The organism is Ferrovibrio terrae, assembly GCF_943371255.1.
Classification (GTDB): domain Bacteria; phylum Pseudomonadota; class Alphaproteobacteria; order Ferrovibrionales; family Ferrovibrionaceae; genus Ferrovibrio; species Ferrovibrio terrae_B.
This window is the reverse complement of the sequence record NZ_CALRUC010000128.1, coordinates 1-11,813: the sequence shown is the minus strand read 5'-3', so window position 1 is coordinate 11,813 and position 11,813 is coordinate 1. Positions and strand designations below refer to the sequence as shown.

13 protein-coding genes and 1 pseudogene are annotated in these 11,813 nt (G+C 65.0%); all 14 read right to left on the bottom strand.

Annotation, left to right across the window (positions count from 1 at the left end; all coding sequences use genetic code 11):
• Positions 1-803 (bottom strand): c-type cytochrome biogenesis protein CcmI (ccmI, locus tag AAG799_RS19890; protein ID WP_341898612.1); only part of this gene is annotated, 803 nt, incomplete at its 3' end.
• On the bottom strand, positions 800-1,267 hold the full coding sequence (locus AAG799_RS19885; RefSeq protein WP_341898610.1) for a cytochrome c-type biogenesis protein: 468 nt from the start codon (positions 1,265-1,267) through the stop codon (positions 800-802). The genes AAG799_RS19885 and ccmI, both read right to left, overlap by 4 nt.
• Entirely contained in the window at positions 1,261-1,815 is a 555-nt protein-coding gene (locus AAG799_RS19880; protein ID WP_341898608.1) for a DsbE family thiol:disulfide interchange protein, read from the bottom strand. Before AAG799_RS19880 ends, AAG799_RS19885 begins: the two co-directional genes overlap by 7 nt.
• A gap of 6 nt (positions 1,816-1,821) precedes the next feature.
• The gene (locus AAG799_RS19875; protein WP_341898607.1) at positions 1,822-3,801 is read right to left on the bottom strand and encodes a heme lyase CcmF/NrfE family subunit; all 1,980 of its coding nucleotides are present in this window, start codon (positions 3,799-3,801) and stop codon (positions 1,822-1,824) included.
• Positions 3,798-4,274: a cytochrome c maturation protein CcmE gene (gene ccmE, locus AAG799_RS19870; RefSeq protein ID WP_341898606.1), complete on the bottom strand. Its 477-nt coding sequence runs from the start codon at positions 4,272-4,274 to the stop codon at positions 3,798-3,800. The genes AAG799_RS19875 and ccmE overlap by 4 nt, the downstream gene beginning before the upstream one ends.
• Positions 4,271-4,459 (bottom strand): heme exporter protein CcmD, encoded by a 189-nt coding sequence (gene ccmD, locus AAG799_RS19865; RefSeq protein WP_341898605.1) that lies wholly within the window; start codon positions 4,457-4,459, stop codon positions 4,271-4,273. The genes ccmE and ccmD overlap by 4 nt, the downstream gene beginning before the upstream one ends.
• 71 nt (positions 4,460-4,530) lie before the next feature.
• Positions 4,531-5,265 carry a heme ABC transporter permease gene (locus tag AAG799_RS19860; protein WP_341898604.1) on the bottom strand — a complete coding sequence of 245 codons (735 nt, stop codon included), beginning with the start codon at positions 5,263-5,265 and terminating at the stop codon, positions 4,531-4,533.
• A gap of 23 nt (positions 5,266-5,288) precedes the next feature.
• On the bottom strand, positions 5,289-5,954 hold the full coding sequence (gene ccmB, locus AAG799_RS19855; protein ID WP_341898603.1) for a heme exporter protein CcmB: 666 nt from the start codon (positions 5,952-5,954) through the stop codon (positions 5,289-5,291).
• Positions 5,951-6,583, bottom strand: coding sequence for a cytochrome c biogenesis heme-transporting ATPase CcmA (gene ccmA, locus AAG799_RS19850; RefSeq protein ID WP_341898602.1), 633 nt, complete (start codon positions 6,581-6,583; stop codon positions 5,951-5,953). The genes ccmB and ccmA overlap by 4 nt, the downstream gene beginning before the upstream one ends.
• A 30-nt stretch (positions 6,584-6,613) precedes the next feature.
• Entirely contained in the window at positions 6,614-7,924 is a 1,311-nt protein-coding gene (locus AAG799_RS19845) for an AMP-binding protein (protein ID WP_341898599.1), read from the bottom strand.
• Between the two features lie 22 nt (positions 7,925-7,946).
• Positions 7,947-8,795 (bottom strand): ABC transporter ATP-binding protein, encoded by an 849-nt coding sequence (locus tag AAG799_RS19840; RefSeq protein WP_341898598.1) that lies wholly within the window; start codon positions 8,793-8,795, stop codon positions 7,947-7,949.
• Positions 8,796-8,861: 66 nt separating this feature from the next.
• Positions 8,862-10,172 (bottom strand): ABC transporter substrate-binding protein, encoded by a 1,311-nt coding sequence (locus AAG799_RS19835; RefSeq protein WP_341898596.1) that lies wholly within the window; start codon positions 10,170-10,172, stop codon positions 8,862-8,864.
• Between the two features lie 113 nt (positions 10,173-10,285).
• Positions 10,286-11,350 carry a branched-chain amino acid ABC transporter permease gene (locus AAG799_RS19830; RefSeq protein WP_341898595.1) on the bottom strand — a complete coding sequence of 355 codons (1,065 nt, stop codon included), beginning with the start codon at positions 11,348-11,350 and terminating at the stop codon, positions 10,286-10,288.
• A gap of 21 nt (positions 11,351-11,371) precedes the next feature.
• A pseudogene (locus tag AAG799_RS19825) lies at positions 11,372-11,813 on the bottom strand (branched-chain amino acid ABC transporter permease); the annotation flags it as partial.

Sequence of the window (11,813 nt, the reverse complement as noted above, 5' to 3'; positions counted from 1 at the left end):
ACCAGATCGAGCCAGGGCGCATCGGCCGGCGACTCCGCCGCCAGCCCATACCAGTCGTCATAGGCGCCGCGCGTGTCACCTTCCTGCAGGCGGGCGAGGCCGAGATAATAGCGCGCGCCGGGATGCTGCGGCTCGCGCTCCAGCACGGCGCGGAAATCGCGCTGCGCCGGCGGCGTCACGGCGCCATCGGCCGCCAGGGTCAGGGCCTCGGCGCGGAAGGCATAGCCCTCCACATCATCGGGCTGAAGGGCGACCATGCGGTCGAAAGCCGCCACGGCTTCGACCGGTCGATCCAGCGCCAGCAGCGACCGACCAAGCAGCAGCCAGCCATCGGCACGGTTCGGATCGGCGGCAAGCCGATCACGCAGTTGCGCGATCAACCGCTCGGTATCGGCGCGCAGCCTGGCATCCTCGGCGGCACGCTGCTGTGCCTGCGCGAGATCAATCTGTGCTGCCTCGGGCCGGCCAAGCGCCAGATAGAGGCCGCCGCCCAGCACCGGCACCAGCAGCAGCACGGCCACGGCGCCGGCCAGGGCGGTGTTGCGCGACATCTGTGGGGCCGCACCATCCACGGCGGCATCGGCGCGCAGCAGGCGGCGCTGGATTTCCAGCCTTGCGGCATTGGCCTCGGCCTCGGTCAGACTGCCACGTGCCAGTTCTTCCGCGATCTCGGTCAGCTGCGCCTTGTACACGGTGACGTCATGCGCCTTGCGACCCGCCGCCTGGCGTTGCGTGCGCAGCAGCGGCCAGAGCAGGAAGCCGAGCGCCAGCAGGGCCAGCAGGGTGAAGCCGAGCCAGATCATGGGCGCGGCTCCCGGTCATCCAGCAGGTCCGCCAGCCGGCGCTGCTCATCCGCATTCAGGGCCACCGCCGCCGGCACCATCGCCGAACGTTGCCGGCGATACAGTGCGAACAGAACACCGCCGCCGATCAGCAGCAGCAGCGGCGGCCCGAGCCAGAGCAGCAGGGTCTGGGCGTTGAAACGCGGCTTGAGCAGAACCCATTCGCCGTAGCGGTCGACCAGATAGTTCAGCACTGTCTGGTCGCTCTCGCCCAGCGCCACGCGTTCGCGCACGATGCGGCGCAGATCGCGGGCCAGTGGCGCATTGGAGTCCTCGATCGACTGGTTCTGGCAGACCAGGCAGCGCAGTTCGCGTGACAACTCGCGTGCCCGCAGTTCCTGCGCCGGATCGGCGAGGCGATCTTCCAGTTGCTGGGCGGCAACCGGCATCGCCAGCAGCAGCAGGATGAGCAGCGGCCTCAGCATTTCACCTTGCTCGCTCGGCCGGCGGCCAGATCACGCAGCAGCGGGCGGATCTTGTTGTCCAGATCCCATTCCATCAGCGGACCGACATGCTTGCACACGATTTGCCCGGCACCATCGACCACGAAGGTCTCCGGCACGCCATAGACGCCCCAGTCGATGCCGACGCGGCCATTGCGGTCGGCGCCGGTGCGGCTGAAAGGATCGCCAAGCTGGTCCAGCCATTTCGCGACATCGGCCGGATCATCCTTGTAGTTCAGGCCGTGGATCGGCACGAGGTTGTCGCGCTTCAGCGCCATCAGCAGCGGATGCTCGACCCGGCAGGGCACGCACCAGGAAGCAAACACATTCACCACGCTGGCCTGGCCGGTCTTGAGATCGGCGGTCGACAGGCCCTGCGCGCGGCCCTGCACAGGCGCAAGCGCGAATTCCGGCACCGGCTTGCCGATCAGGGCGGAGGGAATCTCGCGTGGATTGAGCGTGAGACCAACGGCAAGGCCGAGGCCAATGAGCACAAACAGAATGAGCGGGAGAATATAGGTCAGACGCATGGATGCTTACTCTGCCGCCGCTGCGGCTGCAGTGCGGCGCGCGGCTGGTGCACCGACGCGCAGGCGGCGGTCGCTGAGCGACAGGAAGCCGCCAAAAGCCATCACCAGCGCGCCCAACCAGATCCAGGACACCAGCGGTTTCCAGTAGAGCCGCACGACCCAGCCGCGTTCGGCATCGCCCTCGCCCACCACGGCATAGAGATCGGCCCAGACCGACGGTCGGATCGCCGCCTCGGTGGTTTCCATCGGCGGCTGCTGGTAGCGGCGCTGCGCCGGCCGCATCTCGCGCACCACAGCACCGTCTTCAATCACCTCGAAGCGGCCCTGCAGGGCGGTGTAATTCGGGCCCTTGACCGGCGTCACGCCCTGGAAGCGATACTGCACCGGACCGACCTGCACGATCTCGCCCGGCTTCATCACCTGCTGCACTTCGACCTGCCAGGTTTCCGACACGGTGATGCCGAGCACCAGCAACGCGACGCCCAGATGTGCCACCGTCATGCCCCAGGCGGCACGCGGCAGGAAACGCGCGCGCTGCAGCGAGTCAGCCAGCGGCGCGGCAAACAGCTTCACGCGCAGCGCCAGTTCGCAGAGCGCACCAAGGCCAAGCCAGGCAGCAAGCCCAAGGCCGAGCAGCGCCATGAAGCCGCGCTCGTTATGCAGCCACAGGCCGATGGCAAGCGCGAGGATGACGGCAACCGCGGCCGGCAGCAGGCGGCGCAGGGCAGCCGCCAGATCGCCGCGCTTCCAGGCCAGCAAAGGTCCGATGGCGACCGCGGCTATCAAAGGTGCCATCAGCGGCACGAAGACGGCGTTGAAATACTGCGGCCCGACCGACACCTTGGTGCCGTTGATGGCATCCAGCGCCAGCGGATAGAGCGTGCCGAGCAGCACGGCAGCGCAGGCCACCGCGAGCAGCAGGTTGTTGAGGATCAGGGCGCCTTCACGGCTCAAGGGCGCGAAGACACCGACACCCTGCAGCGCCGGAGCACGGAAGGCATAGAGCGCCAGGCTGCCGCCGACCACCACGGCGAGGAAGATCAGGATGAACACGCCGCGCGTCGGATCAGTGGCGAAAGCATGCACAGAATTGATGACGCCGGAACGCACCAGGAAGGTGCCGAGCAGGCTGAGCGAGAAGGTTAGGATGGCCAGCAGAACGGTCCAGCTTTTCAGCGTGTCGCGCTTTTCCACCACCACGGCGGAATGCAGCAGCGCCGTGCCGGCGAGCCAGGGCATGAAAGAAGCATTCTCGACCGGATCCCAGAACCACCAGCCGCCCCAGCCGAGTTCGTAATAGGCCCACCAGGAGCCCATGGCGATGCCGATGGTGAGGAAGCACCAGGCGGCCAATGTCCAGGGCCGCACCCAGCGCGCCCAGGCCGGATCGACGCGGCCCTCGATCAATGCGGCAACGGCAAAGGAAAACGCCACCGAGAAACCGACATAGCCGAGATAGAGAAACGGCGGATGAAACGCGAGGCCGGGATCCTGCAGCAGCGGGTTGAGACCGCGGCCTTCGAGCGGCGCCGGCAGCAGGCGCGCGAAGGGATTGGAGGTGAAGAGGATGAAGCTTAAGAAGCCGACGCCGATCAGGCCCTGGATTGCCAGCACACGGGCTTTCAGCGTCGCCGGCAGATTGCGGCCGAACAGGGCCACGGCAGCGCCGAAGATGGTGAGGATCAGGATCCACAGCAGCAGCGAGCCTTCGTGATTGCCCCAGACGCCGCTGACCTTGTAGAGCATCGGCTTCAGGGTGTGGGAATTCTCGGCCACATTCAGCACCGAGAAATCCGAAGTCACATAGGCATAGGTCATGCAGCCGAAGGCAAAAGCCACCAGCAACACCTGTCCCATGGCAGCCTGCGGCGCCAGCGCGATCCAGCCCGGAATGCCACGCGCAGCCCCTGCAAGGGGCAGCACGCCCTGAACAAGGGCGAAGCACAGCGCCAGGATCAGCGCGATATGACCAAGTTCTGGGATCATGAGCCGGGCTTGCGCTCTGGCGTCTGGCCCGGCTTGTGGCCCTGACCGTCATTCCACTGGCCGGACTTCTTCAGCGCCTCGGCCACTTCAGGCGGCATATACTGCTCGTCATGCTTGGCCAGCACTTCGGAGGCGATGAAGCGGCCCTGCGCATCCAGCCTGCCATTCGCCACCACGCCCTGCCCTTCGCGGAACAGGTCCGGCAGGATACCGGTGTAGCGCACGGTGACGCTGTTGCGCAGATCGGTGACGGTGAAATCGGTATTGAGGCCGTCCTTCTTCACGCTGCCCTGCTCGACCAGGCCGCCGATACGGAAGCGCTTGTCAGCCGGCAACTGCTTTTCCACCACATCAGACGGCGAATGGAAGAAGACGAGATTTTCATTGAAGGCGCTGAGCACCAGGGCGGCAGCGACACCAAGGCCGCCGACCAGACCAAGCACGGCCATCAGGCGTTTCTGTTTCCGCGTCACGCCTGATCTCCCGAGCGGCCGGCATCCTGACGGGCCTGGGCATAGGCGCGCTCGGCCGCCTTCAGGCTGGCGCGGCTGTACAGCGCCAAACCCGCCAGCACCGCCAGCGCCGCAGCAAAGGCCGGCCAGATATAGGCGGCGTGACCACCCATGGCGAAAAAGTCGCCCAGCGAAGCCCAGTACACGGGATAACCCTTTGTTTCTTCTGGCCCCTGCGGCCAGACCTGCGGAAAATACTGCCTTCCGCCCCCGGCGGCTAGCCGGCGCGGCGATCGGTCGCGGCGCTGAAGCGCATGATCCGGGCCTGGCGGCTGAGGATTTCCGCCCGCACCCGCAGACTAAGCAGCCAGACATAATAGGCCTTGGCCCCCAATGCAGTGATCAGCAACGGCCAGAGGATGTCGGGGTGGATTTTCGGCCCCGCCAGGGTCAGCACGCTGGCCGGCTGGTGCAGCGTGTTCCACCAGTCGACGGAAAACTTGATGATCGGCAGATTTACGACGCCAACCAGCGCCAGGATCGCGGCAGCGCGACCGGCACGGGCGGGATCGTCGAAGGCCTCCCACAGGGCGATATAGCCAAGGTAGATGAAGAACAGGATCAGCATCGAGGTGAGACGGGCATCCCAGACCCACCAGGTGCCCCACATCGGCTTGCCCCAGAGCGATCCGGTCAGCAAACAAATTAGCGTGAAGGCCGCGCCGATCGGCGCGGAAGCCTTGGCCGTCAGCTCGGCCACCGGATGGCGCCAGATCAGGGTGACGCCGGATGCCACCGCCATGGCGCCATAGATGAACATGGCCATCCAGGCGGCCGGCACGTGGATATACATGATGCGCGCCGTGTTGCCCTGCTGGTAGTCGGGCGGCGCATAGAGCAGGCCCCAGCCCAGCCCGACCAGCAGGCCGAGCAATGCAAGCCCGCCGGCCCAGGGGCGGATCACCGCCATCAGGCGCAGGAAGCGGGTGGGATTGGCGAGGGCGTGGAACATGGACTGAGTATATAGGCTGCGGGTTATTCCAGGGCCAGCTTGATGGCACCGGCAATGGCAAAGGGGCTGAGCGCCAGGGCACCGGCCAGGAAGGCGCCCAGCAACAGCAGATGCGGCGTGGCCGTGAGGCCATAACTGGCGGCTTCCACGGCACCGACGCCGAAAATCAGCACCGGAATCACCAGCGGCAAGGTCAGCAGCGGCACCAGCACGGCGCCGCGCCTGGCTCCCAGCGTCAGCGCCGCGCCGATGGCACCGATCAGGCTCAAACTCGGCGTGCCGAGCAGCAGCGCCAGCAACAGCACCGGAATGGATTCAACCTCCATCTGCAGCAGCAGGGCCAACAGCGGCGCGATCAGGCTGAGCGGCAAACCCGTGGTGAGCCAGTGCGCCAGCGTCTTGGCCAGCGCCACCAGTCCCAGCGGCAGCGGGGCCTGTGCCAGCAGATCGAGCGTGCCGTCCTCCTGGTCAGTCTGGAACAGGCGGTCGAGCGACAGCATGGCCGCCAGCAGCGCCGCCACCCAGATCACGCCGGCGGCGATGCGCGCCAGAATCTGCGGCTCGGGTCCGACGCCGAGCGGAAACAGGCTGACCGCCAGCACGAAGAACAGCACAGTGGTGAGCATGGCGCCCTGGGCACCAAAGCCCAGGCGAAGGTCACGACCGACAATGGCGAGGAAGGCGTTCACAGGAGCAGGCCCTCGGGCAGCGCAAGTTGCCGCGCCGCGGGCAGCGGCACGGCAACATGGCTGGCGAGGATGACCAGGCCGCCGCGCGCGCGATGCGTCTGCAGGATCGTGCCGAGCCATTCGACCGCGTTGCTGTCGAGCGCATTGGTCGGCTCATCGAGCAGCCACAGCAGCGCCGGCGTGAGCAGCAGGCGGGCGAGTGCCACGCGATGCTTCTGGCCGGCCGAGAGATAGCGTGCCGGCAGGTGGCGCTGGCGTGCCAATCCGGCGGCCTCCAGCGCCTGTGCGGCCTGCTGTTCGGCCTCCAGCGCCGGAACACCCTGCAGGCGGGCGAAAAAGGCGAGATTTTCCGTGGCGGTCAGCTGCGGCTTCACAGCATCCTGATGGCCGAGATAGAGCAGCCGGGCGCGATGTGCATCGGCATCCGCCGAAATCGGCACCGCATCCCACAGCACGCGGCCATCGGCGGCCGGCAGGAAGCCGGCGAGCAGGCGCAGCAGGCTGGATTTGCCGCTGCCGTTCGGGCCATGCAGAAGCAGCGCCTCGCCGGCAGCGAGACGAAAAGTCAGATCGCGAAAAAGCTGGCGCTCGCCGCGGATGCAGGCGAGCCCTTCGACCGCCAACGCCATGATGCGGCGGAGTTTAACCGCTTCAGGGACTTACTGGTAGGTGCGGAGATCGGCGATCACCTTGCCGTCATTCGGCAGGCTGCCCGGGGCAACGATCTCGACCCGGCCACGCAGCTTGCACACGGCCTGCAGGCTTTCGGCAACCTTGGCGGCGTTGGCCGCCCTGCCCTCCACCTTCAGCACCATGACATCGAGGTTGTTTTCCGAACTGACCTCAAGCCGGGCCTTGGCGACTTCGGGGTGGCGCGCCACCACCTGGGCAATCTGGCCCGGCGTGACGAACATGCCCTTCACCTTCGTGGTCTGGTCGGCGCGCCCCATCCAGCCCTTGATGCGGGTGTTGGTGCGGCCACAGGGGCTGATGCCCGGCAGCACGGCCGAGAGATCGCCGGTGGCGAAACGGATCATCGGATAGACCGGATTGGCCAGCACGGTGACCACCACCTCGCCTACCTCACCCGGCGCCACCGGATCGCCGGTGCCCGGTCGCACGATCTCGACGATCACATCCTCGTCCAGGATCATGCCCTCCAGTGCGGAGGATTCATATGCGACGAGCCCGAGATCGGCGGTGCCATAGGATTGCAGCACCGCGACACCCAGCGCCTTCAGTTCAGCGCGCAAGGATGGCGGCAGCGCCTCTGCACCGACCAGGCCCTTTTTCAGCGAGGCCGTCGACTTGCCCAGTTCGCGGCCCTTCTCCAGCAGAATCTTGAGGAAAGACGGTGTGCCGCAATAGACGCGCGGCTGCAGCTGGGCGATGGCATCGAGCTGCAATTCGGTATTGCCGATGCCGGCAGGAAACACCGGACAGCCAATGGCAAAGGCCGAACCTTCGGTGAGACGGCCGGCCGGAGTGAGATGGTAGGAAAAGGCATTATGCACCAGATTGCCCGGCCGGCAGCCCGCCGCCCACATGGCGCGGGCAAAGCGCCAGGGATCGGGCTGCTTCGCCGTGGGGCGCGCATAAGCTTCATAGAGCGGCCCGGGCGACTGGAAATAATTCGCGATCTCGGATGGCTTGCCGGCATCGAGCCCGCCAAACGGCGGCATCGCCTTCTGGCGCGGCGCCAGATCGGATTTGCGCGTTACCGGCAGGGCGGCAAGGGCTGCCAGCGAGGTGATCTTCGCCAGCTTCACATCCTTGAGAATCTCACGGTAATACGGGCTCGCCTTTTTCGCATGCGCAATCACGGCCTGCAGCGCGGCAATCTGCGCCTTCAGGCGTACGGCCGGCTTGCGGGTTTCGCGCCTGTCGAAATACTCGTCCGCCCTGGCGACTGTCTTCACGGCCTTTTTGGCAGTCTTTTTGACAGCCTTCTTCACGGCTTTCTTCGCCACGGGACTCTCCTCGAATAACGGATCAGGCCAGCCAGCGTTTGCGGCGGCGGTAATGCTTGGTGTCGCGGAAGCTCATGCGGCCGCCCGAACCGAGGCCGAGATAGAATTCCTTCACGTCGGAATTCTCGCGCAGCTTTTCGGCCGGGCCATCCATGACGATGCGCCCATTCTCCAGAATGTAGCCGTAATCGGCATAGCGCAGCGCCATGTTGGTATTCTGCTCGGCGATCAGGAAGCTGACGCCGGTTTCCTTGTTGAGCTTGTGGACGATCTCGAAGATCTCCTCCACCAGCTGCGGCGCCAGGCCCATCGAGGGCTCGTCCAGCAGGATCGTATCGGGCTTGCTCATCAGCGCACGGCCGATCGCCGTCATCTGCTGCTCACCGCCCGAGGTGTAGCCGGCCTGGGATTTGCGTCGCACCTTCAGGCGCGGGAAATAGGAGTAGACCATTTCCAGATGCTGCTCGATCGCCTTGTTGCCGTCGGTGCGGGTATAGGCGCCAGTGAGCAGGTTTTCCTCGATGGTGAGATGGCCGAAGCAATGCCGGCCTTCCATCACCTGGATCAGGCCCTTCTTGACCAGGGCAGACGCATTGAGCTGGTCGACGCGCTCGCCGTGATAATCGATATGGCCCTTGGTGATATCGCCACGCTCGGCACGCAGCAGGTTTGAAATCGCCTTCAGGGTTGTGGTCTTGCCGGCGCCGTTGGCGCCCAGCAGAGCCACGATGCCGCCCTTGGGCAGCTGCAGTGACACGCCCTTGAGCACGAGGATGACGTGATTGTAGATCACCTCGATATTGTTGACCGAAAGCAGCGGCGCGGCCGTGCCGGCATCAACGGAAGTGGCAGTGGTCGTCTGGGCGGTCATGCGGATATCCGGTGCTGACAAAAAGAAACCCCCGCCGGTTGAGGCCGGCGGGGGTTATTTACAAGCTTACGACCGTGCACAGGCCCTGGAGGCGATGTTCTTCTCACGTGCGTAGCTGTCGGCATCCTTCAGGTACAGCGGCCACAGCTTCTGGTTTTCCGGCAGAATCCAGTCGCTGACCGGCTTCCACTGGTCACCCTGCCACTGCACCACCTGGATCTTGCCGTCGCCCAGATGGTTGTCGCAGGCGAGCTTCAGCGGCTGCAGGAAGCCCTTCAGGCCGAGCTTCTCGATGCTGGCATCGGTGAGATTGATCGCCTCGAAGCCGTCACGCGACTGCTCGCCGTTCATCACCTTGCCCTTGCCATGCTTCTCCTGGGCGGCACGCAGGGCTTCAACCGTCAGCATGGCGTTCATCGCGCCGCGCAGATAGCCGATCTCGCCGAAATGCTTGCCACCCTGCGAGGCCTTGCCCTTGTCGACCAGGAACTTCTTCATGTCCTTGAGCACCTGCAGATCCTTCGACGCACCGTGGAAGGTCAGGCCCTTGTAGCCCTTGGCTGCCGGGCCCGCCGCCTGCACGTCGCTGTCCTGGCTCGACCACCAGATACCGATCATCTTCTCACGCGCGAAACCGACCGCGGCAGCTTCCTTCAGCGACACGGCGTTCATCGCGCCCCAGCCCTGCAGGTAGACGTAGTCCGGACGCATCTGACGGATTTGCAGCCAGATCGACTTCTGCTCCAGGCCGGGCGCCGGCACCGGCACCAGCTCAAGCTGGAAGCCGAGTTCCTGCGCGTAGTTCTGGAAGACCGGGATCGGCTCCTTGCCATAGGCGATGTCGATATAGACATAGGCAATCTTCTTGCCCTTCAGCTTGTCCTTGCCGCCCATTTCCTTGGCGATGTACTGGATGCCGGCAGAAGCGCCGCCCCAGTAGGTGGCCGGTGCGGTGAACACCCAGGGGAAGATGTTGCCCACGGTGGCCGAGGCGCGGCCGTAGCCCATCGAGAAGATCACCGACTTGTCGACCGGCGCGCGATCGATCAGGGCATAGGTGATGCCGGTGGAATACGGGCTGAAGATGGTGCCACCCAGCGCCTTCAGGCGCTCGTAGCATTCAACGCCGCGCTCGGTGTTGTACTGGGTTTCGCATTCTTCGTTACGCAGCTTGACGCCGTTCAGGCCGCCGTCACGCTCGTTCATCAAGTTGATATAGTCGGCAAAGCCATCGGCGACCGGAATGCCGCTCGGCGCGAACGGGCCGGTGCGGTAGACCATCGACGGGATCACCTGCTCCTGGGCCAGGGCAGCGAAGGCGCTGCCGGCCAGAGCTGCGCCCACGACAAGGGACGCAATCCATTTGGATGCTTTCATTTTTTCCTCCCGGTTGTACCCGCCTTATCCGGCGGGAATTGGTGTTAGCCTAGCATGCCAAAAACACAGTACAAACTCGGTTTTTACGCCACGGACGCGGCGCTACACGTTTCTCAATAGGGGAACGGCCAGATCCGCAGCTTCTCCTTGGTGATCTGCCACAACCGCGCCAGCCCATGCGGTTCGACGATCAGGAAGAACACGATCAGGGCGCCGAACACCATGAATTCCAGATGCGAGACCAGGGCGGTCGACAGATCGAAACCCAGCATCGGCGGCACCCGGGTCAGGAAAATGGGCAACAGCAGGATGAAGAAAGCCCCGAGGAAACTGCCGAGGATCGAGCCCAGACCGCCGATGATAATCATGAACAGCGCCTGGAACGACAGGTTGATGCCGAAGCCATCAGGCTCGGCCGAACCCAGATAAACGAAGAGATACAGCGCACCGGCGATGCCGATGTAGAAGGACGACACCGCAAAGGCGGTCAGCTTGGCCACCACCGGACGGATACCGATGATCTCGGCGGCGATGTCCATGTCGCGGATCGCCATCCACTGGCGGCCCGGATTGCTGCGAATCATGTTCTTGGCCGCAAGCGCAAGCACTGAAACGACACCAAGGGCGAACAGATACTTTTCCATCGGCGTGTCGATGCTCCAGCCGAGCAGGGTGAGCGGCGGCACCGTGATCACACCAGAAGCGGCATGGTTGGTGAGCCAGCCCCATTTGACGAACAGCCAGGGCAGGAAGAACTGCGCCGCCAGCGTGGCCACGGCGAGGTAGAAGCCCTTGATACGCAGCGACGGCAGACCGAAGAACATGCCGACCCCCGCAGTGACCAGGCCGGCCAGGGCAAATACCACCAGCAGGTTCAGGTCGGGCACCCGGGTGGCCAGGTTCCAGGCCGCCACGGCCCCGACGCCCATGAAGGCGCCGGTGCCCAGCGACAGCTGGCCGCAATAGCCGGTCAGGATGTTAAGCCCCAGCGCGGCGAGGGCCAGGCAGAGGAAGGGGATCAACAGCGCGGTGTAGACATAGTTGGTCGCCACCAGCGGGATGCCGACGAAGGCGGCCAGCATCAGCAGCACGAAGAACACGCGGTCCTGCGGGATGGTGAAGATCGCCTGGTCGTCGCGATAGCTGGTCTTGTACTGGCCGGATTCGCGGTAGAGCATGTGTGTGATCCTTCGCTTGCGCTACACGCGTTCGATGAGTTTTTCGCCGAACAGGCCCTGCGGCCGGATCAGCAGGAAACCGAGCGCCAGCACATAGGCAAACCAGTTCTCGATGCCGCCGCCGAACAGCGGCCCGATATAGACCTCGGCCAGCTTTTCGCCGGCGCCAATGATAAGCCCGCCGATGATGGCGCCGGGAATCGAGGTGAAACCGCCGAGGATCAGCACCGGCAGCGCCTTCAGCGCCAGGCTGACGATAGCCGGCTGCACGCCCAGCTTGGAGCCCCACATAATGCCGGCAACCAGTGCGACCAGGCCGGCAATGGCCCAGACGATGATCCAGATCACGTTGAGCGGAATGCCAACCGACTGCGCCGCCTGGTGATCATCGGCCACCGCACGCAGCGCCCGGCCGGTGCGGGTTTTCTGGAACACCACCAGCGCGGCCAGCAGGGTGCCGGCG

Excerpts from the sequence above, each read along its gene's own strand:
- ccmA (WP_341898602.1), bottom strand. The coding sequence starts at position 6,583 with ATGGCGTTGGCGGTCGAAGGGCTCGCCTGCATCCGCGGCGAGCGCCAG.
- AAG799_RS19830 (WP_341898595.1), bottom strand. The coding sequence starts at position 11,350 with ATGCTCTACCGCGAATCCGGCCAGTACAAGACCAGCTATCGCGACGAC.
- AAG799_RS19840 (WP_341898598.1), bottom strand. The coding sequence starts at position 8,795 with ATGACCGCCCAGACGACCACTGCCACTTCCGTTGATGCCGGCACGGCC.
- AAG799_RS19875 (WP_341898607.1), bottom strand. The coding sequence starts at position 3,801 with ATGATCCCAGAACTTGGTCATATCGCGCTGATCCTGGCGCTGTGCTTC.
- AAG799_RS19860 (WP_341898604.1), bottom strand. The coding sequence starts at position 5,265 with ATGTTCCACGCCCTCGCCAATCCCACCCGCTTCCTGCGCCTGATGGCG.
- AAG799_RS19880 (WP_341898608.1), bottom strand. The coding sequence starts at position 1,815 with ATGCGTCTGACCTATATTCTCCCGCTCATTCTGTTTGTGCTCATTGGC.
- AAG799_RS19835 (WP_341898596.1), bottom strand. The coding sequence starts at position 10,172 with ATGAAAGCATCCAAATGGATTGCGTCCCTTGTCGTGGGCGCAGCTCTG.
- AAG799_RS19885 (WP_341898610.1), bottom strand. The coding sequence starts at position 1,267 with ATGCTGAGGCCGCTGCTCATCCTGCTGCTGCTGGCGATGCCGGTTGCC.